The following is a 21583-nucleotide window of genomic DNA, read 5'->3' as shown; positions in this document are numbered from 1 at the left end:
CCTCTGGACGGCCCCTGAATCACGTGACCGTTCAAGGCAGTGCCTGCCCCTTCTGCAACCTTCTCGTTGACTCATCTGTCATTTCCGATAGTCTTGCCTGCGCACTGTATACAAAAACAAATACAAATAGCGCCGGAGATTGTTGAACATGCCAGTAGACAACACCCTGGATTCAGCCCTTGCCACACAGGCCGCGACCGTCGATCATCCGGCGCTCAGTCCCCGTCTGTACAACCCTGATCTTGCGCCCAGCAAGACTGAAGGCCGAACATGGGGTGGATACAGTATCTTTGCCCTGTGGACCAATGATGTACACAATCTCGCCAATTACTCGTTCGCCATTGGCCTCTATGCATTGGGCCTTGGTGGCTGGCAGATCATGCTGTCTCTGGCCATCGGCGCAGCGTTGGTGTACCTCTGCATGAACCTGACCGGCGACATGGGCCAGAAGACCGGCGTACCTTTCCCCGTAGTCAGCCGGATCAGCTTCGGCATATTCGGCGCACGCATTCCTGCGCTGATCCGCGCGGTGATCGCCATCGCGTGGTTCGGCATTCAGACTTACCTGGCCTCTGTCGTCCTAAGGGTTCTGCTCACTGCCCTGGACCCGGCGCTCGCCGACTACGATCACGATGCCTGGCTCGGCCTTTCAACCCTGGGCTGGCTGTGCTTTGTCAGCATCTGGGCCGTGCAATTCGTGATTCTTGCGTACGGCATGGAGATGGTTCGCCGTTATGAAGCCTTCGCCGGTCCCGTGATCCTGCTCACCGTCGCCAGCCTCGCCATCTGGATGTTCACCCAGGCCAACGGTCAGATCGCCTGGTCAACGAAAACGCCACTGGAAGGCGCTCAGATGTGGCGCAGTATCTTCGCGGGCAGCGCGTTGTGGCTGGCGATTTACGGCACGCTGATCCTTAACTTCTGCGATTTCTCGCGCTCGGCCCCCTGCAAGAAAACCATTCGCAAAGGCAATTTTTGGGGGCTGCCCGTCAACGTGCTGTTGTTCGCGTTCATCACCGTGATCCTCTGCGGCGCCCAGTTCTCCATCAACGGCCAGATCATCCAGAGCCCGACGGACATCATCAAGAGCATTCCGAGCACCTTTTTCCTGGTGTTGGGTTGCCTGGCGTTTCTCATCGTCACCGTGGCGGTGAACATCATGGCCAACTTTGTTGCACCCGCCTTCGTGCTCAGCAGTCTGGCGCCACGCTACCTGACCTTCCGCCGAGCCGGGATGCTCAGCGCAACGGTGGCGGTGCTGATCCTGCCGTGGAACCTCTACAACAGCCCGCTGGTGATTGTGTATTTCCTGTCGGGCCTGGGCGCCCTGCTCGGCCCGTTGTACGGCGTGATCACCGCCGATTATTGGCTGCTGCGCAAAGGACGGGTTAACGTGCCACAGCTTTACACCGAAGATCCGGCCGGCGCCTACCACTACTCGCGCGGGGTCAACCTGCGTGCCGTCTGGGCGTTTATCCCGGCGGCAATCATTTCCACGATTACCGCGCTGGTCCCGGCCTTCGATTCGGTGTCGCCGTTTTCCTGGCTGATGGGCGCTGCCATTGGCGCGGCGCTTTACCTGTTGCTGGCCGACCGGCGCAACACATTCAAAGACGTCAGTGGCCAGGCCATTGCCGTGCAAAGCACCCAGCATTGATCGCAAGCGAGAGTCGTCCCCCCATGCGTATTTTGATCGTCAACGTGAACACCACCGAATCGATGACCCAGACCATCGCCGAGCAGGCCCGCAGCGTTGCGTCTCCCGGCACGGAAATCATCGGGCTGACCCCGCGCTTCGGTGCGGAGTCGGTGGAAGGCAACTTCGAAAGCTACCTGGCGGCCATCGCGGTGATGGACCGGGTACTGTCCTACGACGAACCCTACGATGCGGTGATTCAGGCTGGCTATGGCGAGCACGGCCGCGAAGGTCTGCAGGAGCTGCTGGAAGTACCCGTGGTGGACATTACCGAGGCGGCCGCAAGCCTGGCGATGCTGTTGGGCCACAAGTACTCGGTGGTGACCACGCTGGATCGGGCGGTGCCGTTGATCGAGGACCGGCTGAAACTGGCGGGCGTCTACGAGCGTTGCGCCTCGGTGCGCGCCAGCGGCATGAGCGTGCTGGAACTGGAGGAAAAACCGGACCGCGCGCTGGAAGCCATCGCCGAGCAGGCCGTTGAAGCCGTCACCCGAGATAAAGCGGAAGTGATCTGCCTGGGCTGCGGAGGAATGGCCGGCCTTGATCAGATGATTCGCGACCGCGCCGGTGTTCCGGTGGTTGATGGCGTGACAGCGGCCGTGGCACTGGCCGAATCGCTGGTACGTCTGGGCCTCAAGACCTCGAAGGTCCGCACCTACGCCACGCCGCGGCCGAAGAGCGTCGTTGGCTGGCCGTTTCGTCTGCAGAATTGAAGCGTCGGTGAGCGATAGACCGGCGGTGCATTCGCCTCATGCCAGCGAATCGTTTAGTATCCCCGCCGCCGGTTTCCACTCGGAATTAATAGGGAATCCACGGGCCCTGCTCTGCCAGGCTCAAACGGAACTGTCCCCGCAACTGTAGGCGCTGAGCCCTGCTTCAAGAATGCCACTGGGTCAAACCGGGAAGGCTGAAGCCGGGCGAGGACGCGCCAGTCAGGAGACCTGCCGGCAAGCGTCAATCATTCACCGGCGGGGTGTCCGGGAAGGACACCCGTGCGCGTCTTTTTCGCGATCTGCACTTGCCCTGTCTTTTCAGCGGCGAGCCGGGATGTGCTTTCCAGTGCCTGCCCTTTCGGCCAACAGGTTTACTGGAGATCCCCGCTCATGTCGCTGCGCCGCCTTTGGTTGTTGCTCGCCAGTCTGACGCTGTCTAGCCCGCTCCTCGCTGAGTCAACGCATTACCCGCTGACGGTCGACAACTGCGGCGTACCGCTGACATTCGCCCAGGCACCGCAAAAAACCGTGACCATCGGCCAGGCCGCAACGGAAATGCTTTACGCACTGGGGCTCAGCCAACAGGTGATCGGCACGTCGTTGTGGTTCAACGACGTACTGCCTCAATTCAAGGACGCCAACAATACGATTGATCGCCTGGCCGACAACGCACCCAGCTTCGAGTCGGTGGTTGGCAAACGCCCGGATTTCGTCCCGGTTCAGTTCGAATGGATGGTCGGACCTCAAGGCGCAGTCGGTACCCGGCAACAGTTTCACGACCTGAACATCCCGACCTACATCCTGCCGTCCGACTGTGAGGGCAAGAACAACCGGGTGGGCGCGGACGGCACGCGCCTGGCGGCCTTCAACGTCGAGACGCTGTACAAGACCCTGGCTCAACTGGCGCTGATCTTCTACGTACAGGATCGCGGACAACAGCTGATCGCCGGCTATCAGGCGCGTCTGGCCAAGGCCGTTGAACAGGCGAAAAACCATGGCAGCCACGACGTTTCGGCGGTGTTCTGGTTTTCCAGCCCTGACCTCGACACTGACCCTTTTGTCGCCGGCCGCAAGGGCATCCCCAATTTCATGCTCGACACGCTGGGCATGCGCAATGTCATCGATTCCGATGAAGAGTGGCCCACCGTTGGCTGGGAAACCATCGCCAAGGCCAATCCGACGATTCTGGTGATCGCTCGCATGGACCGCCGGCGCTTCCCGGCCGACGATCATGAAAAGAAACTGGCGTTTCTCAAATCCGATCCGGTGACGCGCAACATGGACGCGGTGAAGCACAATCGCATCGTGATCATGGACGCCAGCGCAATGGAATCCAGCGTGAGGCTGTTCGACGGTATCGAGCAGCTCGGCGCTGCCGTTCAAAGCGCCACCTCTGCGCCATGAACCGCATGAGTGTGTGTCGATGGCTGGGCCACGGCCTGTGGGTCAGCGCCGTACTGGCGCTGGCAATCATGGCGGGCGTTGCGATCGGCGAGACGTCGATCAGCCTGCCTGTCATCGCTCAGGTGTTGGCGAACAAGCTGTGGGCGGCCGGTTACCGGGTGGACCTCATCGACGAAGGCATTGTCTGGAACTACCGCCTGACCCGCGCCATTGTCGCGGCGGCTTGTGGTGCGGGGCTGGCAATTTCCGGCGTCGTCTTGCAGTCGCTGCTGCGCAACCCGCTGGCCGACCCTTATCTGCTGGGCATATCGGCGGGCGCCTCCACAGGGGCCGTCCTAGTGGCGGTCATCGGTCTGGGCGCCGGGGCAGTCTCCCTGTCGACCGGCGCCTTTGTCGGCGCGATTGCCGCCTTTGCCCTGGTGGCCTTGCTTGCCCGCGCCTCTCGCGGCGAGACGGCGGCCGGCCAGATCATTCTGGCGGGGATCGCCGGCTCACAGTTATTCAACGCCCTCACGTCCTTTCTGATCACCCGCTCAGCCAACGCCGAGCAGGCGCGCGGCATCATGTTCTGGCTGCTCGGCAACCTCAGCGGCGTGCGCTGGTCGTCGGTGAGCCTGGCGGTGCCCGTGGTGTTGCTCGGGCTGGCGGTCTGTCTGTGGCATCGCCGCTCACTGGATGCGTTCACCTTTGGCGCCGACTCGGCGGCGTCACTGGGGATCCCCGTGCGCCGGGTTCAGGCCACGCTCATCGCGACCACTGCACTGATTACCGCGGTCATGGTGTCCATCGTCGGTTCGATCGGGTTTGTCGGGCTGGTCGTCCCGCACGCCGTTCGCATGATCGCGGGCGTGCGCCATGCCCGTTTGCTGCCGCTCAGTGCGCTGAGCGGCGCACTGTTCATGATCGCCGCTGACGCACTGTCCCGCACCGTGATCAAGGGACAAGTACTGCCCATCGGCGTGATCACCGCACTGGTCGGTGCCCCGGTGTTTGCCCTGATCTTGATCCGTGGGAGCCGCCTCCGATGAACGCTGCCAACCCGATTCACGCGGCCAGCCGTGGGGGTATGCCTCTGCTCAATGCAGTCAACGTGAGCTACGCGGTCAAAGGCGCTCAACTGCTCAAGGGCGTCAGCCTGGCGATTCAGCCGGGTGAAAACCTCGGTGTCATCGGCCCCAACGGATCTGGCAAATCGACCCTGCTCAAGCTGCTGGCCGGGCTGAAAACGCCGACCCAGGGCGACGTGCTATTGCGGGGCAAATCCCTGTCGACCCTGCGCCGAAGGGACATCGCACAATGCCTGGCGGTGGTCGAACAGCACGCGCAAACCAGCGACCACCTGACGTTGCAGCAGGCCGTGGAACTGGGTCGGACGCCCTGGCTGTCAGCGCTCGCCCCCTGGACCGATGTCGACCGGCACATCGTTGATCAAGCCATGGCCGACGTGAACCTGGAGCACTTGAAACACCGCGCATGGCATTCGCTCTCGGGAGGCGAACGGCAACGGGCGCATATCGCCCGGGCGCTGGCGCAACGGCCACAGATTTTACTGCTGGACGAACCGACCAATCACTTGGATATCCAGCAACAGTTGTCGATCCTCGGGCGGGTTCATCAATTACCCGTCACCACTGTCATCGCCCTTCATGACCTCAATCAGGCGCTGGACTGCGACCGTCTGGCGGTCCTTGACGGAGGGCGTCTGGTGGCCTTGGGTTCACCCTTCGAGGTGCTGACGCCGGAACGCCTGTACACGACGTTCGGCGTCACGGGGCATTGGCTGACCGATCCGGTCGACGGCGCGAAGCTGTTGCGCCTGCGCACGGTCTCAGACTGCGCTCCCTAACTCCCCAATCGGGCCGCCCGCGCGATGGCGGTCTCACGACCGCCACCGCTGCACCGCCGACAAACCGCGTGGCTACACGGTGGCCTCATCGCTGCGCATGGCCCCTCGTCGGTCTTCGAAGAAGGCTTTGTCCCCGGCAATCCGCGAAGATGCTTTTGGCACGGCCGCGTCGTCGTTGCCCGCCGCGTCGATGAACCAGTAGCAATGACGCACCGCCCGGGTGATCGCGACATACGCCAGGCGCAACACCTCGTCCTTCTGCGCGTTGTCGAAGGCTTCAAGGTCGCCCTCCTTGCCCAGCCCGGCCATCTGGTAGACCTGATTCTTGTACGGTGACTGGGTCAGGTGCTGGCAGTCGCCGAGCAGGAACACCGCGTCAGCCTGCAAACCCTTGGAGCTGTGATACGTCAGTTGCTTAAGGCGCCGCTCGCCGGGCGGCAACGCATAATCGGTATTCATCACCGATTGCAGTGCCTCCGGCAACTTGCTGCGCTCGCTCCCCTTGCGGTACAGCAGCAGCACCGAGTGACCCGCGTTGTAATGCTCGATCAGACTCGCCACCAATTGATCGTCATCGCGATCGAACACGTTGACCGGCAGCAGCTCCTGCACCGGCCCGCTGGCTCGGGCCTTCTTGCCGCTGATCGCCGGTGCAGCGCGCACGATGTGTTCGGCCGCGTCGATGATGTGCTGGTGGCTGCGGAAGTTGTCGCTGAGCATGACTTTGGTGGTGCTTGGCGACGGGAACTCCTTGGGGAACTCCATGAAGAATTTCGGCGAGCTGCCACGCCAGCCGTAAATTGACTGCCAGTCGTCTCCGACGCACAAGAGCGATGAGCGCTGCGCGCCTCGGCCCACATGCAACGCTGGGCCACGGCTGCGGATTTCCCTCAGGCTGGCGCGGATCCACGAGACGATTTGCGGCGAGACGTCCTGGAACTCATCGATCATCAGGTGCGACAGCGGACGCAAGCCCTCGTCGTTGACCAGCTTGAGATTCTCCGGGGAATTTTCACCAAACAGCGAGAACATCCGGTTGTAGGTCATGACCGGCGGGGTCTGCTCCAGCAGATGGTCCTCGAACGCCTTCCAGAACAGGCTCAAGGCCTCAAAGAAGAACCGGTCCGGGTCCTGATCCGAGAAGCTCATCTGCGACACGGCATCAGGGACATCCAGCCCCAGGTTTTCGGTGAAACCGGCGGCGGCCACAAAGCAGTCCAGCAACGGCGCAGCGCTCAGTTCACCTTTGACCTTGTAATCGAAGCCCGGCCCGGCGACCGCCGCCCCCGACAGCGACTGCATCATGCCGCGCGACGCCTCGTAGTTCTCGAGCCAGATCACCGGCTTGCGGCAGAACGCCTGAAACAGCGTGCGTTTGATGACCCACTCGGCCCAGACCGGCAGCTTGGCGTCCGGGCGGCGCAGGTGCTGGTCTTCGCTCGGGTCGAAACCGAGCACGATCCAGGCGTCCAGTTCGGCGGCATAGCCGTGTACGTGAAAGGTCAAGCCGCTGACTTCGACCGTCTGACGCATCGGCTCGACGCCCTGAATCGGCCAGGCGCCAGCGCGAATCCACAGGTCCTCGATGACGTCGCACAGTTCTTCATCGCGCTTGGACGACAGCCCCATGACGGTGATGCGCTTTTGCACATCCGGATGATCGCGATCCAGTTCCTTCAGTTGCAATGAATGCCGATACAGCGGCGCCATCACTTCACGAAAGCGCGGATTGGCGGCGTACAGGTCCCGATAGCAGAGGTTCATCTGCTGGCGCTGGGCATCGTTGATGCGCAGGTCGAAGGGGTTGCTGTCCGCGCCATCGTCCAGCAGTGTGTTGCCGAACAGGTCACCACCCGACAGATTGGCATTCTGACTGCTGAGGTTTTCGAAGGCCTGAAGCTGCTCGAAGCCCGGCAAGCTGCGCACCAGCGGCAGAATGCGCGAGTGGAAGGTGCGCACCACCGCTCGAGCCTGGCGCAGCGACAGGTCGTGCCCCCAGAGCCCCATGATCTCGATGAGCTTGTTGATGAAGTCCTTGCGCGACTCACGGGTGAAGGTCACCACGGTCATCGAGTCCAGTTCGAAACCTAAATAGTGATTGAGCAGCAGCACACGCAAGACCAGCGATGTCGATTTACCCGCGCCGGCGCCGGCGATGACATAGGTCGAGGGCGTATCACTGAAAATCATCTTCCACTGGGCGGCGGTTGGCTGGGCATGGGACGGGAGCTTTTGCGCCACATCGGCCTTGATGCGCTTTTTCAGCTCGTTGGTCAGCGGCAGGCGCCAGTCATCGAACAGATGGTCGTCGACCCTCGGCCCGCGGTGTTCCCCAGGACGTGTGTCGCGGATCACCAACACCCGGCGCCCTTCTTCGATGCCGTCCAGACGACCCTCGGCGTAACCCTCGTCCATGCCCTCGGCGTGACCATTGAGAAAGCCGTCTGCATGCCCCTGTCTCCAGGACGGAACGTGCTGGGCCTGCATGCGCGACAACCCTCGGCCGATCATCCGCGCCAGCAGCCGCTTGAAGAATGGCAAGCGCTCGGGCGCCGTCAGGTCGGGGGGCAAGTCAGCGGTTAGCTCGTGGGGCGGCTCGGCTGGAAAATCGTGCGACACGCGGGCTCCATCTATCAGCGTTGAACGGGAAGGCGCCTATGGTCGCCCCATTCGCCCGCGAGCTCCAGCGAAATGCTTTGCGGTCATGGAGTTAGCCGATCAAGTGCAGGTAAAGAGGCATAAAAGGCCGTTATGACATATTTAATATTTCGATTATAATGACGCAAAACTTACGCTTTTTATCGATACATGATTGATAGATGATTGCTCCATCGACTGAAGAGTCATCACCAGCGGCGCTGCTGCTTAGGCCGGCCCTGCTAATGGAGGAACTGATCATGCTGCAACTTCGACCTTTCAAATCCCTTGGCGGCGCCGACCACGGATGGCTGAACGCTCATCACCACTTCTCGTTCGCCAACTACTACGATCCGGCACGCATGAGCTGGGGCCAACTGCGGGTGTGGAACGATGATGTGATCCAGGCCGGCACGGGCTTCCCACGCCACCCGCACCGCGACATGGAGATCATCACTTACGTCCGTGAAGGCGCGATCACTCACGAGGACAGCCTGGGTAACCGTGGCCGCACAGAAGCAGGCGACGTGCAAGTGATGAGCGCCGGGACCGGCGTGGCCCACAGCGAATACAACCTGGAGTCGAAAGAGACGCGCATTTTCCAGATCTGGATCATGCCGGACGAAGTCGGTGCTCCACCTTCCTGGGGCGCCAAACCGTTCCCGAAAGGCAACCGCGAAGGTTTCGTGACCTTGGCCAGCGGTAAAGCGGACGACGACATCGAACTCCGCATCCGGGCCAATGCCCGCTTGGTCGCGGCCAACCTGAAAGCCGGTGAAACGGCTGAATACACGCTGGACGAAGGTCGCCGGGCATACCTGGTGCCTGCAACCGGGATCATCGAGGTCAACGGTCTGCGTGCCGAAGCGCGGGACGGCGTGGCGGTTGAAGATGAGCGGGTATTGCGGGTTACCGCCATCGAAGACAGCGAGATCGTTCTGGTGGATGTCGCGTAACAGCGCGCTGATGCTGTAAACGGAAAGCCCCGGTTTCGTGAGACGCCGGGGCTTTTTTATTGAGATGACGTCTATTCTTCACTGGGCCATTCCTCTTTTTGAGCAGGCCCATGGACAAGCCATCCGATGATTCACCCCAATGCCCGGACGATCAAAAGCCCCCGACCTTCTGGCAGATGCTGCACAGCGTCATGGCCGCCGCCTTTGGCGTGCAGAGCCACAAGAATCGCGCCCGGGACTTCACCCATGGCAAACCGTCGCACTTCGTGATCATGGGCGTTGCCTTCACGGCGATCTTGGCGCTGGCGTTGATGGGCATTGTGCAACTGGTCCTGCACTTTGCCGTGCCGTGACTCAGTCCGCAGCACCGACCCGCACGAACGGGTAAGCGACGCCTTTCGGGCTGCGTCCTTCAGTGAACTGGCGGACATCAATGCCGTAGTCGTCTCGGCTGTTGGCCTGCATGAAGCTGAGACTGTCGCTGCGTTCCCTGATCTGCATCGCGCTTACCCGCCAGGTGCCGATGGGCTTACGGGTCTCTTGATCGGCCTTGTCGTAGTCATGCAACAAAACCAGCGCCCAGCCACCCAATGTGAAGTGTCCACCGGCAACCACGCTCAAACGCCCTTCCAGCAGCGCCTGCAACGCGGCGGTCGAATCATTGATCGTGCCGACCAGCACGTCTTTGCCCGGTTGTTTGCCCGCCTCGCGCAGGGCGTCCATCACCCCGAACGCCATCAAGTCGCTGGCCGCCCAGACCAGACTCACATTGGGGTAACGCTTGAGCAGCACCTGCGCCTGCTCGTAAGCGCGGTCGCGGCGCCAGCCACCCAGAACGATCTGCCGAAGTCGGACCTGGGGATTTTCGGCCAAGGCCCGGTACAGGCCTTTTTCCCGTTGCAGGGAAACCGGTGTGCTGTTGGTGCCGGAAAACGCGAGCATCTCGAGGGTCTGTCCGGGAAGCACGGGCGCTCGCGATTGGATCAGCCGCCTGGCGATCAGGTAGCCGCCCTCTTCGTCGTTGGCCACGACGCTGCCCAGGAAGTCCGGGTAGCGACTGCGCAAATCGCCGAGGATGCTCAGTTGATCCGCCGTGAAGGTGTTGTTGACCGCGAGCAGCTTGACCCCGCTGCCGACCGACAGGCGCAGCACCTCCGGCGCAACGTTCAGCTCGTTGGAGAACACCAGATAGTCCGGCCGATCGCTGCCTTGCAGCGTCTTGCGGGCGAGTGTCAGCAGCGTGCGCGTGTCACGGTCGGTGTAGTAGATCTGCAGATTCATGCCCAAGCGGTCGGCCGCCGCCTGCATGAAGCGCGAATAGCTGGACCAATACGGATCCGGCGCCGATCCGGGGTTGAGGAACACCACCGAAGCTGCCCACGCACCGCTGAACCACAGCCCACCCACGACAAGAATGAGGCAGCCACTGAAAAACCTGATCATGGACACCAAGCCTCACCACCCATAAGTACACAACCGACCCGTATCAGGCCCGCTTATACCCTATCGGCCGCCGTCGGGTAAGGCGTACCCAACGTGGAGACGCGGTGCTTGCGCTATTGGTGGCTGACCCAGAAAACAGCGGCCCCCACAACGAGAATGATGATGAAAAAGATCGCCCAGGCATCCACGTGGCTGTCGGACTTGGCAACTTTAGGGTGGTGGTTACTCATTGCATCGCCTCTTGTCAGTCTTATTGGTGATTGCAGATGAAGCAGGCCCGGGACGGTTGACCCCGGCCTTGAGCAGAGTAAAGTCGAGGCGTGTCCTTATCACAAGTGGGGTTATGAGCAGCCGACGTGATGCTTATCACTTTTGGTTCTTTGCATATATTCAAACATCACTTTTGCGCATATTCGCAAACTGGTAACCTCCCCCGGCTCCGTCAGGAGTGCGCGACCGTGCGCGCAGATTTGTTCAGCGGCCTGAGACTTTCGCGACAACGCATCGCCTGTTTCCGGCCGTCTAAGCAGCAGTGAACCGCCTGAGAACAGGACCACCATGTACGTATACGACGAGTACGATCAGCGGATCATCGAGGACCGCGTCAAGCAGTTCCGCGACCAGACCCGCCGCTATCTGGCCGGCGAGCTCAGTGAAGAAGAGTTCCGCCCGCTTCGCCTGCAAAACGGCCTTTATATCCAGCGCTTCGCGCCAATGCTGCGCGTCGCTGTGCCCTACGGCCAGCTGACCTCGCGCCAGACCCGCATGCTGGCCAAAATCGCCCGCGACTACGACAAGGGCTACGCACACATCAGTACCCGCCAGAACGTGCAGTTCAACTGGCCGGCGCTGGAAGACATTCCCGATATTCTCGCTGAACTGGCCACCGTGCAGATGCACGCCATCCAGACCAGCGGTAACTGCCTGCGCAACGTCACCACGGACCAGTTTGCCGGCGTCGCTGCCGATGAGCTGGTTGACCCGCGCCCATGGTGCGAGATCGTGCGTCAGTGGACGACCTTCCACCCGGAATTCGCCTACCTGCCACGCAAGTTCAAGATCGCGATCAACGGTTCCACTTCTGACCGTGCCGCCATCGAAGTCCATGACATTGGCCTTGAGCCGGTGAAAAACGCCGCAGGCGAGCTGGGCTTCCGTGTACTGGTCGGCGGCGGTCTGGGCCGTACGCCGGTCGTTGGCGCGTTCATCAATGAGTTCCTGCCGTGGCAGGACCTGTTGAGCTACCTCGACGCGATCCTGCGCGTGTACAACCGCTACGGTCGTCGCGACAACAAGTACAAGGCCCGGATCAAGATTCTGGTCAAAGCGCTCACGCCTGAAGTCTTCGCCGAGAAAGTCGAAGCGGAAATGGCCCACCTGCGCGGTGGCCAGACGACGCTGACCGAGGCCGAAGTTCACCGGGTCGCCAAGCACTTCGTCGACCCTGAGTACAAGGCACTGGCGGATTACAGCGCAGAGCTGGCTCAACTGGACAAAGAGCACCCAGGCTTCGCCCGCTGGCGTTCGCGTAACGTCCTGGCGCACAAGAAGCCGGGCTACGCGGCCGTGACCCTGTCACTGAAGCCGACCGGTGTAGCACCGGGCGACGTCACCGACAAGCAACTGGACGGCATCGCCGACCTGGCCGACCGCTACAGTTTTGGTCAGCTGCGCACTTCTCACGAGCAGAACATCATTCTGGCCGACGTCGAGCAAAGCCAGCTGTTCACGATGTGGGGCGAGCTGCGTGAGCAAGGTTTCGCGACCCCGAACATCGGTTTGCTGACCGACATCATCTGCTGCCCTGGCGGTGATTTCTGCTCGCTGGCCAACGCCAAGTCGATCCCGATCGCCGAATCCATCCAGCGCCGTTTCGACGACCTGGATTACCTATTCGACATCGGCGAACTGGACCTGAACATTTCCGGCTGCATGAACGCCTGCGGCCACCACCACGTCGGCCATATCGGCATTCTGGGCGTGGACAAGAAAGGTGAAGAGTTCTACCAGGTTTCCCTGGGCGGCAGCGCCAGCCGGGATGCAAGCCTGGGTAAGATCCTTGGCCCGTCGTTCGCACAGGACGCTATGCCGGATGTGATCGAGAAGCTGATCAACGTGTACGTCGAAAAACGTAACGAAGACGAACGCTTCATCGACACCTACCAGCGTATCGGCATCGAGCCTTTCAAGGAGCGCGTCTATGCAGCGAATCATTAAGAACAACGAAGTCATCGACGAAACCTGGCACCTGCTGCCCAAGGACACCGAGTTCGATAGCCTGTCCAACTGCGACGACCTGATCGTGCCGCTGTCTCTGTGGCGCGAACACGGTCACGCACTCAAAGCACGCGATGGCGGTCTGGGTGTCTGGCTGGACAGCGATGAAGAAGCTGAGGAAATCGGCGACGACGCCAGCCAGTTCCAGGTCATTGCCCTGAACTTCCCGGCGTTCACCGACGGCCGCAGCTACTCCAACGCCCGTCTGCTGCGTGACCGCTATGGTTTCAAAGGCGAGCTGCGCGCCATTGGCGACGTCTTGCGCGACCAGTTGTTCTACCTGCATCGCTGCGGTTTCGACGCCTTCGCGATTCGTGCCGACAAAGACCCATACGAAGCGCTGCAAAGCCTTCGGGACTTCTCGGTCACCTATCAGGCGGCGACCGACGAGCCACTGCCGCTGTTCCGTCGTCGTTGACCCGACGCTGATCAGCAAGCAACAAAAAGCCCCGGTTTCGTGAGAAGCCGGGGCTTTTTCATTTGAATCAATGAACACTTCATGTAGGAGCGTGGCTTGTCCCGCGATCTGCCGCAAGCGGCAGTAAATAAAGTAAATGCGGTGTATCAGTGACTGCCAACTTTGCAGCTATTACGGCTGCTGCGCAACCGATCGCGGGACAAGCCACGCTCCTACAGAAACGGAGTTCGCGTTACCAGAACCGCTGCTGCGTCAGCTTGCTCCACCAGCCGGTCACCAGACGGTCAACCGAACCGCTGGCCGCCAGCCCCACACGCTCCTGCAAGCTTTTGCGCTCGGCGTAGTGCAAGTGGAACACCTCGGCGGTTTTCGCCTTCTCGGACAAATACTCATCGCTTGTTTTCAGCTCATCAACCAACTGTTTGTCCTTCGCGGCCATACCCAGCCAGACCTCGCCGGTAGCGACTTCATCGATCTGCAGCTGCGGGCGGTAGCTGGCGACAAAGTTCTTGAACAGCTCGTGGGTGATGTCCAGGTCCTGCTGAAACTTCTCGCGGCCCTTCTCGGTGTTTTCGCCGAACACGGTGAGCGTGCGTTTGTATTCACCCGCGGTCAGCACTTCAAAATCGATGTCGTGCTTTTTCAACAACCGGTTGACGTTCGGCAACTGTGCCACCACGCCAATGGAACCCAGCACGGCGAACGGCGCGCTGATGATGCGGTTGCCGATGCACGCCATCATGTACCCGCCGCTGGCGGCCACCTTGTCGATGCAGATCGTCAACGGAATACCGGCCTGACGAATCCGCGCCAGTTGCGACGATGCCAGACCATAGCTGTGGACCATGCCGCCGCCGCTTTCAAGGCGCAGCACCACTTCGTCCTTCTCGGTGGCCAGGCTCAGCACCGCAGTGATCTCGTGGCGCATGCTTTCGGTGGCGGACGCCTTGATGTCACCGTCAAAATCCAGCACGTAGACGCGCGGCTTGACGTCGGCCTGCTTCTTTTCTTTTTTCAGGTCTTTGGCCTGGGACTTGCGCAGCGCCTTGAGCCGCGCCTTGTCCAGCAGCGAGCCTTCCAGACGATCACGCAGACCCTTGTAGAAGTCATTGAGCTTGGTCACATGCAGCTGACCGCCAGCGCCGCGACGACCCCGGCCGCGCATGGATGCAATGACCACCAGCACCACGACGATCGCGATGACCACCGTGACGGTTTTTGCCAGAAAGCTGGCGTAATCGAACATAAACTCCACAGAAGCTCCTTTGCCTACATGCCTGAGACCTGAGTCAACCTTCATTGACCCACGTCGTGTACAGAATCGCGAATGGGCCCAGCATACCGGCGCGCCCCGCGTGGAGCCAGCGCCTGACGGCCTGAGGACATGACAATCGGACAATTCAAACAAGCGTATGTTTTTTTATTGACAGACCCTGCACCCTCCTCATAACCTCCCATCACTTTCAGCGTACCGGGATGACGCGGACGTGGGCAGCATCTATCTGATAAGACATGGCCAGGCCTCCTTTGGTGCAGACGATTACGACGTTCTGTCGCCCACCGGCTTTCGCCAGGCTGAAGTGCTCGGTGCGCACCTGGCGCAGCTTGAACTGACGTTCGATCGATGCATTTCCGGCAGTCTGTATCGTCAACGCCATACCGCCGAAACCGCGATGGCCCAACTGGACGCCGCCGGCCTGAAAACCCCTATCCTGGAGACCGACAACGCGTTCAATGAATTCGACGCCGAAGCGGTGATTCGTGCGCTGCTGCCCGCAATGCTGCCGGAAGAACCCGAAGCCCTTGAGGTCATGCGTAACGCCGCCCACAACCGCGCGGAGTTCCAGCGCCTGTTCGCCCTGATCATCGGGCGCTGGCTCGGCGGCCAACACGACACTCCCGCGCTGCAAAGCTGGCTGGCCTTCGTCGCACGGGTCCAGTCGGGTCTCGAGAGGATCCTCGACAGCGCAGGCCCCGGCGATCGCATCGCTGTGTTCACGTCCGGCGGCACCATTACCGCCCTGCTCCACCTGATCACCCAAATGCCTGCACCCCAGGCGTTCGAACTCAACTGGCAAATCGTCAACACCTCGCTCAACCACTTGAAGTTCCGTGGTCGCGAGGTGTCCCTGGCTTCCTTCAACAGTCACGCGCACTTGCAACTGTTGAAGGCGCCGGAGCTCATCACCTACCGCTGAGCCCGGCCAATCGCACCCGCAAGGTGCCTGCAATCACTCATATAAAAGGATGACACCATGACCTCCGTAGCCGATGCCGTACAAGCGATGAAAGCCAAGTTCAACCCTGAAGCCGCTGCGGGCCTGGACTTGGTGTTCGGTTTTCGTATCGACGAAACAAAAAACTTCTCCCTGATCGTGAAGGACAAGACCTGCGAGCTGCAGGAAGGCGAAAACCCTGACGCACAAGTCACGCTGGTGATGGACGGCGAAACACTGGAAGGCATCGTCAGCGGCGAGACCGACGGCATGCAGGCGTTCATGGCCGGCAAGCTGCGCGCCGAAGGCGACATGATGCTGGCAATGAAACTGAGCGACCTGTTCCCATCGTAAGGCAGTGACGCGCGTTCCACTGCGAACCGCGCGTTCGCCTTCAAAACCGAAGCTTTGCGGCTTCGGTTTTTTTTGCTCGATGGTTTTCGTCCACCGTTGATCAAAACGGCTGATCGACCTGTAACACGCTCGCCAATAAGGCCATGGATTGCTTGTTCAAGGCGTCGGGCGCGCATTAGATTAGCCAATGATCCTGGCCATCCAAAATAACCAGCAGGGATAAGCATGGCGCTAACCGACCAGTCCACCCAGGTTCGATCCGGCGAAGAGCTCGACGCAGCGCGGATCGATCCCTACCTGAAAACCCATATTCCAGGCCTGAGCGGCACCGCCCACATCAGTCAGTTTCCGGGCGGGGCCTCCAACCTCACTTACCTGCTCAAGTACCCGGAACAGGAGTTCGTCCTGCGCCGCCCGCCGTTCGGGCACAAGGCAAAAAGCGCCCACGACATGGGCCGTGAATACCGGATTCTGAATCAGCTCAAGGACGCCTTTCCTTATTGCCCCAAGGCCTACGTGCACTGCACCGACGAATCGGTGATCGGCGCCGAGTTCTATGTCATGGAGCGGGTCAAGGGCATCATCCTGCGCGCTGAGCTGCCTGCCGAACTGAATCTTGATGCCACGCAAACCGAAGCCCTGTGCAAAAGTTTCATCGACAAACTGGTGGAACTGCATCAAGTCGACTACACCGCATGCGGTCTGGGCGATCTGGGCAAGCCACAGGGTTATGTCGAACGGCAGATTCGGGGCTGGACCGAGCGCTACGAAAAGGCCCGCACGCCGGATGCGCCCAGTTGGGAGAAAGTCGCGCGCTGGCTGGACGAGAAAAAACCTGAGGACCATCCGCACTCCAGCCTCGTGCACAACGACTATCGCTTCGACAACGTGATCCTCGACCCTGACAACCCGATGCAGATCATTGGGGTGCTCGACTGGGAACTGACCACCTTGGGCGATCCGTTGATGGATCTTGGCAACAGCCTCGCGTACTGGATACAGGCCGACGACCCGGCGCCGGTGCAATTGATGCGCCGTCAGCCCAGCCATGCGCCGGGTATGCTGACCCGTGAGCAGTTCGTTGCCTACTACGCCGAACGTTCGGGCATCCGCATCGACAACTTCGACTTCTATTACACCTACGGTTTGTTTCGCCTGGCGGGCATCGTGCAGCAGATCTACTATCGCTTTTTCCACGGCCAGACTCAGGACAAACGTTTCGCGCAGTTCATTCACATGAATACGCTGCTGGAACGCATGGCGCTGCAAGTGATCGACCGCTCCAGCCTCTGACACGACACTCCCAGATTGCGACACGATAAGGAAGACAACATGTCCAAGACCCAACTGTTCGACCTCGACGGCAAGATCGCCTTCGTTTCCGGCGCCAGCCGCGGCATCGGTGAGGCCATCGCCAAACTGCTCGCCCAGCAAGGCGCCCATGTGATCGTCTCCAGCCGCAAGATCGAAGGTTGCCAGCATGTGGCCGACGCGATCATTGCCGACGGCGGAAAGGCCACGGCAATTGCCTGCCACATTGGCGAAATGGAACAGATCGGCGGCGTCTTCGCGCGCATTCGTGAAGAGTTTGGCCGGCTGGACATTCTGGTGAATAACGCCGCCACCAACCCGCAGTTCTGCAACGTCCTCGATACCGACCTCGGCGCTTTCCAGAAAACCGTCGACGTCAACATCCGTGGTTATTTCTTCATGTCGGTCGAAGCGGGCAAGCTGATGCGCGAGCACGGCGGCGGCAGCATCATCAACGTGGCGTCGATCAATGGCGTATCACCGGGTGCATTCCAGGGCATTTACTCGGTGACCAAGGCGGCCGTGATCAACATGACCAAGGTCTTCGCCAAGGAGTGCGCGCAGTTCGGTATTCGCTGCAACGCGCTGCTGCCAGGCCTGACCGACACCAAATTCGCCTCGGCGCTCGTCAGCAACGAGAAAATCCTCAATACCGCGCTGCAGCAGATTCCGCTCAAGCGCGTGGCGGCGCCGAGTGAAATGGCAGGCACCGTGTTGTACCTCGCCAGCGATGCGTCGAGCTACACAACCGGCGTGGCGCTGAATGTGGATGGTGGGTTCTTGTCCTGAACATGAATCGATAACACCGACGGTCGACTGAGGAAAATTCTATGGTCTCAAACCCGTGGTATCAGTTCGTTTCTTGAGGGTCGCAGAGCCTGACAGCATACGCGACATCACAGATGACGCGGAGCGTCCTTGAATGTGCTACCACGCGGAGCGTGGGAACAATCAGCTCGCTCGCGATGGGAGTCAACCAGTTTCATCAAAGGTGAACGGCACACCGCATTCGTCAGCAAGCTGACTCCCACAGGGTTTATGTGTATTCAAAGATTGAGGTGTTGAGTCTAAACAGCGCACAGCGCGCTGTGGCTTTTGATCTTCATGCCGCAGCAGGCCAGACACCACAAAACGCGACTTGGGTGCAGGCTGAACGCAGGCGGCGCGGAGTGGGTCGAGCGGCATGGATGCCGCGAGAGCGCCGTCAGGACATGGATGTCCGTTCGGCGCGGGCCCACGGAGCGTCGCCGGAGTGAGGGGACGACGACGAAGGAGTCGCCAAACCAGGAGCCTGACATGAACTGACCCCCGAAAGTTGGACACCCAGTCCAACCGAGGGGACAGTCATGACGAAGTACAATCCAGCCTTCAAACTCAAGCTGGTTAAACAATGCCTGGCCGGCAGCAGCACCAACGGGGTTGCAGTCAAAAATGGTATCGGTCACTCCATCCTGCAGCGCTGGGTGCGCAGCTATCAGCAACACGGTCTGCCCGGCCTTGCCAAGCAATACAGCCGCTATGACGCCCAGTTCAAACTCAATGTTTTACAGCGCATTGATCAGGATGGATTGTCGGACCAGCAAGCCGCCATCCTCTTTGGCATCCGCGGGCAGAACTGCGTCGGGGAATGGAGGAAGCTGTATCATGCCGCAGGGATCAATGCGCTGAAACCGCATCGCGAGAGAGAACCTGCCATGCCTCAAAAACCGCCTGAAACACCTCTACAGTCCTGCCCTGACGATGACGAGCGTACTCGTCAGGAACTGCTCGATGAGCTGGGTTACCTGCGAGCGGAGAATGCCTATTTAAAAAAGCTCGATGCCTTGATCCGGGAGCAGAATGCAGCGCGAGCCAAAAAGCGCAAATAATCCAGGGGTTAAGGCATGAGCATTCGATGCAATGGCTGTTGCGTGCTGCTGGCCTGGCCCGAAGCACGTTCTACTATCAGGCCAAGGCAGTTGCCCGCGATAAATACGCCGGGCTCAAGGCTCACGTGCGACGCATTTATGAAGAGCACAAGGGACGCTACGGCTATCGCCGTATCACTGCGGTCCTGGGACAGATAGGCGAACATGCCAATCACAAGACGGTACAGCGGTTGATGCAGATGATGGGGCTCAAATCGTTGGTCAGGATCAAGAAATATCGCTCCTACAAAGGTCCTGAGGGCGAGACGGCGCCTAATCGGTTGGCGCGCCAATTCAAGGCCGACCTTCCCGACCAGAAATGGGTAACCGATGTCACCGAGTTCAAGGTCAACGGGCAAAAGCTGTACCTGTCGCCCGTGCTGGATCTTTGTACCCGAGAGATCGTGGCTTACCAGACCAGCAGGCGGCCGGTGTTTGAACTGGTGTCAAAAATGCTGGAAAAAGCTGTGGCACGACTGGGTCCAGGACAGACTCCGTTGCTGCACTCGGACCAAGGGTGGCAGTATCGTCAGCTCAACTACCGGCATCGGCTGGCCCAAATAGGCCTTCAACAAAGCATGTCTCGCAAAGGGAACTGCTACGACAACGCTGTGATGTAGCGCTTCTTCGGTACCCTGAAGAGCGAGTTTTTTTACCTTGAGCGCTTCGACACCGTTGAGCAATTAGAGGCCGGGCTCGACGAGTACATCCATTACTACAACCACGAGCGGATCAGCATGACGCTCAACGGCCTCAGTCCGGTGCAATTTCGAAAGCAGGTAATGAGTCAGTAATTTTGTCCAACTTTCGGGGGTCAGTTCACGAAGGCGGAACAGTTTGGACGTTAGGACAAACCAAAACATCAGCGTCACCCCAATTCCCAAAGGTGTTCCAAGCCTACTCAATCCCTGACTGCCTCTCAGACTGAGGTCAATGTGAGGCTTTTCTGATGGAATAAAGATTCCATCCCGCCCGCCGAACGAATACATTTTCCGCACAACAACATTCCTTCAAGGACACGCTGTTATGCGCGAATCGTCTCTTCCGGATCTTGGTGTCGGCCTGATCGGCACTGGTTTCATGGGCCGGGCGCACGGTCTGGCTTTTCACAATGCCCGTACCACCTTCGAGCTCCCGGTCAACCTCAAACTCGCTGCGCTGGCCGATGCCGATGCCGCGCGCGCCGAGCAGTGTGCCCGGTCCTGGGGGTTTGATCGCAGCCACGCCAGTTGGGAGGCGCTGATCAACGATCCTGCGGTGCAACTGGTGGCGATCACGACGCCCAATCACCTGCACTTCCCGATGGCCATGGCCGCCATCGGGGCGGGGAAAGCCGTGTACTGCGAAAAACCGCTGGCCGTCAGCCTCGAACAGGCGCGAGAAATGCAACGTGCAGCGAAGGCCGCTGGTGTGGTGACGCGGGTCGGTTACAACTATCAGCACAACCCCATGATCGGACTGGCCCGGCAGATGATCGAGAGCGGCGATCTGGGAGAGATCGTGAGCTTTCAGGGCGAGTTCAGTGAGGACTTCATGGGCGATCCACAGCACCCTTGGTCGTGGCGCTGCGAACAGGCCCATGCCGGTGGCGCGCTGGCGGACCTCGGCAGTCATTTGCTGGCCATGGCCCGCTACCTGCTGGGTGATATCGAGGCGGTCTGCGCAGACTCCCAGACCGTTCATGCACAGCGCCCCGCCACGCTCGGCAGTCAGGAAAATCGTCCGATTGCCATCGACGATCAGACCTACGCCCTGCTGCGCTTTGCCAACGGTGCGCGCGGCACGTTTGGCAGCAGTTGGCTCAAGCATGGTTACAAAAACCACCTCAGCTTCGAGATCAGCGGCACCAAGGGCACGCTCTCCTTCGATCAGGAACGCTTGAACGAGTTATGGCTGTATCGCGCTGGCGCACCGGGTCGCGATGGGTTTCAACGGATTCTGGCAGGGCCGACGCAACCAGGCTATGCCGCCTTCTGCCCCGCGCCCGGGCATCAGCTGGGTTACAACGAACTGAAAACACTGGAAGTGCATGCGTTGATTAAGGCGCTGTGCGGACAAGGCAACGAAGGCCCTGATTTCGCCGAAGCGCTTGAGGTAGAGCGCCTGGCAACCGCCATTCGGGTGGCAGCGAAAGAGATGCGCTGGGTGAAGGTTTCGGATATTTGAACCCGCGATAGCCCGCAACCCCCGGAATCGGTATGGGAATGCATCCCCCTGTGGGCGCGAATTCATTCGCGAATCGGTTTGATGGTCAATGCATTTGCGTCGAATGTACCGGCCTCTCGCATGAAATCGCTCCCACAGCTAAGGTGTTCGTCCTGACAGATTGAATCGCTCTGCAATACGCTTCGGCTTACAGGTAGAATGCCGCGCTTCCGGGCAGCCATTCTGCCTGACTGCCCAGT

The 21583-nt window shown here is 60.2% G+C and carries 17 protein-coding genes, 1 pseudogene and 1 riboswitch; of the genes and pseudogenes, 15 read left to right on the top strand and 3 right to left on the bottom strand.

Features of this window, described 5'->3' with window-relative positions; translation table 11 throughout:
* Nucleotides 1-148: 148 nt before the first annotated feature.
* From ABDX87_RS26520 to ABDX87_RS26500, 5 genes are all read left to right on the top strand, one after another.
* Nucleotides 149-1657 (top strand): NCS1 family nucleobase:cation symporter-1, encoded by a 1509-nt coding sequence (locus ABDX87_RS26520; RefSeq protein ID WP_346830559.1) that lies wholly within the window; start codon nucleotides 149-151, stop codon nucleotides 1655-1657.
* Nucleotides 1658-1680: 23 nt separating this feature from the next.
* Nucleotides 1681-2409 (top strand): aspartate/glutamate racemase family protein, encoded by a 729-nt coding sequence (locus tag ABDX87_RS26515; protein WP_346830558.1) that lies wholly within the window; start codon nucleotides 1681-1683, stop codon nucleotides 2407-2409.
* A gap of 52 nt (nucleotides 2410-2461) precedes the next feature.
* Nucleotides 2462-2659, top strand: a riboswitch (cobalamin riboswitch).
* Nucleotides 2660-2799: 140 nt separating this feature from the next.
* Nucleotides 2800-3813, top strand: a complete 1014-nt coding sequence (locus ABDX87_RS26510) for an ABC transporter substrate-binding protein (RefSeq protein ID WP_346830557.1) — start codon at nucleotides 2800-2802, stop codon at nucleotides 3811-3813.
* A 5-nt stretch (nucleotides 3814-3818) separates the two neighbouring features.
* Nucleotides 3819-4841, top strand: coding sequence for a FecCD family ABC transporter permease (locus ABDX87_RS26505; protein WP_346830556.1), 1023 nt, complete (start codon nucleotides 3819-3821; stop codon nucleotides 4839-4841).
* A gap of 38 nt (nucleotides 4842-4879) precedes the next feature.
* Nucleotides 4880-5659: an ABC transporter ATP-binding protein gene (locus ABDX87_RS26500; RefSeq protein ID WP_346833621.1), complete on the top strand. Its 780-nt coding sequence runs from the start codon at nucleotides 4880-4882 to the stop codon at nucleotides 5657-5659.
* 72 nt (nucleotides 5660-5731) lie between these two features.
* Here ABDX87_RS26500 and ABDX87_RS26495 read toward each other — a convergent pair whose 3' ends face one another.
* The gene (locus ABDX87_RS26495; protein WP_431061282.1) at nucleotides 5732-8170 is read right to left on the bottom strand and encodes a UvrD-helicase domain-containing protein; all 2439 of its coding nucleotides are present in this window, start codon (nucleotides 8168-8170) and stop codon (nucleotides 5732-5734) included.
* 386 nt (nucleotides 8171-8556) lie between these two features.
* On the opposite strand from ABDX87_RS26495, the gene ABDX87_RS26490 reads away from it, so the two are divergent.
* Complete coding sequence (locus ABDX87_RS26490; protein WP_346830554.1) at nucleotides 8557-9252, top strand: pirin family protein; 696 nt, start codon at nucleotides 8557-8559, stop codon at nucleotides 9250-9252.
* Nucleotides 9253-9362: 110 nt separating this feature from the next.
* A complete protein-coding gene (locus ABDX87_RS26485; protein ID WP_346830553.1) occupies nucleotides 9363-9605 on the top strand; it encodes a DUF2970 domain-containing protein in 243 nt (80 codons plus the stop codon).
* A 1-nt stretch (nucleotide 9606) separates the two neighbouring features.
* Here ABDX87_RS26485 and ABDX87_RS26480 read toward each other — a convergent pair whose 3' ends face one another.
* Complete coding sequence (locus ABDX87_RS26480; RefSeq protein ID WP_346830552.1) at nucleotides 9607-10695, bottom strand: ABC transporter substrate-binding protein; 1089 nt, start codon at nucleotides 10693-10695, stop codon at nucleotides 9607-9609.
* Between the two features lie 558 nt (nucleotides 10696-11253).
* On the opposite strand from ABDX87_RS26480, the gene ABDX87_RS26475 reads away from it, so the two are divergent.
* Both ABDX87_RS26475 and ABDX87_RS26470 read left to right on the top strand, forming a co-directional pair.
* The gene (locus ABDX87_RS26475) at nucleotides 11254-12912 is read left to right on the top strand and encodes a nitrite/sulfite reductase (protein WP_346830551.1); all 1659 of its coding nucleotides are present in this window, start codon (nucleotides 11254-11256) and stop codon (nucleotides 12910-12912) included.
* On the top strand, nucleotides 12896-13390 hold the full coding sequence (locus tag ABDX87_RS26470; protein WP_346830550.1) for a DUF934 domain-containing protein: 495 nt from the start codon (nucleotides 12896-12898) through the stop codon (nucleotides 13388-13390). Before ABDX87_RS26475 ends, ABDX87_RS26470 begins: the two co-directional genes overlap by 17 nt.
* 232 nt (nucleotides 13391-13622) lie before the next feature.
* Here the strand turns inward: ABDX87_RS26470 and sohB are convergent, their stop codons facing one another.
* Complete coding sequence (gene sohB, locus ABDX87_RS26465; RefSeq protein ID WP_346830549.1) at nucleotides 13623-14645, bottom strand: protease SohB; 1023 nt, start codon at nucleotides 14643-14645, stop codon at nucleotides 13623-13625.
* Nucleotides 14646-14877: 232 nt separating this feature from the next.
* On the opposite strand from sohB, the gene ABDX87_RS26460 reads away from it, so the two are divergent.
* From ABDX87_RS26460 to ABDX87_RS26435, 6 genes and pseudogenes are all read left to right on the top strand, one after another.
* Entirely contained in the window at nucleotides 14878-15588 is a 711-nt protein-coding gene (locus tag ABDX87_RS26460; RefSeq protein ID WP_346830548.1) for a histidine phosphatase family protein, read from the top strand.
* A gap of 57 nt (nucleotides 15589-15645) precedes the next feature.
* The gene (locus tag ABDX87_RS26455; protein WP_346830547.1) at nucleotides 15646-15960 is read left to right on the top strand and encodes an SCP2 sterol-binding domain-containing protein; all 315 of its coding nucleotides are present in this window, start codon (nucleotides 15646-15648) and stop codon (nucleotides 15958-15960) included.
* A gap of 225 nt (nucleotides 15961-16185) precedes the next feature.
* Nucleotides 16186-17253, top strand: coding sequence for a phosphotransferase family protein (locus ABDX87_RS26450; protein WP_346830546.1), 1068 nt, complete (start codon nucleotides 16186-16188; stop codon nucleotides 17251-17253).
* Nucleotides 17254-17292: 39 nt separating this feature from the next.
* Nucleotides 17293-18060, top strand: a complete 768-nt coding sequence (locus ABDX87_RS26445) for an SDR family oxidoreductase (RefSeq protein WP_346830545.1) — start codon at nucleotides 17293-17295, stop codon at nucleotides 18058-18060.
* A 557-nt stretch (nucleotides 18061-18617) separates the two neighbouring features.
* Nucleotides 18618-19972, top strand: a pseudogene (locus ABDX87_RS26440) (IS3 family transposase).
* Between the two features lie 232 nt (nucleotides 19973-20204).
* Nucleotides 20205-21344, top strand: a complete 1140-nt coding sequence (locus tag ABDX87_RS26435) for a Gfo/Idh/MocA family protein (RefSeq protein ID WP_346830544.1) — start codon at nucleotides 20205-20207, stop codon at nucleotides 21342-21344.
* Nucleotides 21345-21583: the final 239 nt, after the last annotated feature.

The organism is Pseudomonas abietaniphila, from assembly GCF_039697315.1.
Classification (GTDB): domain Bacteria; phylum Pseudomonadota; class Gammaproteobacteria; order Pseudomonadales; family Pseudomonadaceae; genus Aquipseudomonas; species Aquipseudomonas abietaniphila_B.
Note: the sequence above shows the minus strand (reverse complement) of the source record. Positions and strands in the feature narration are given on the sequence as shown.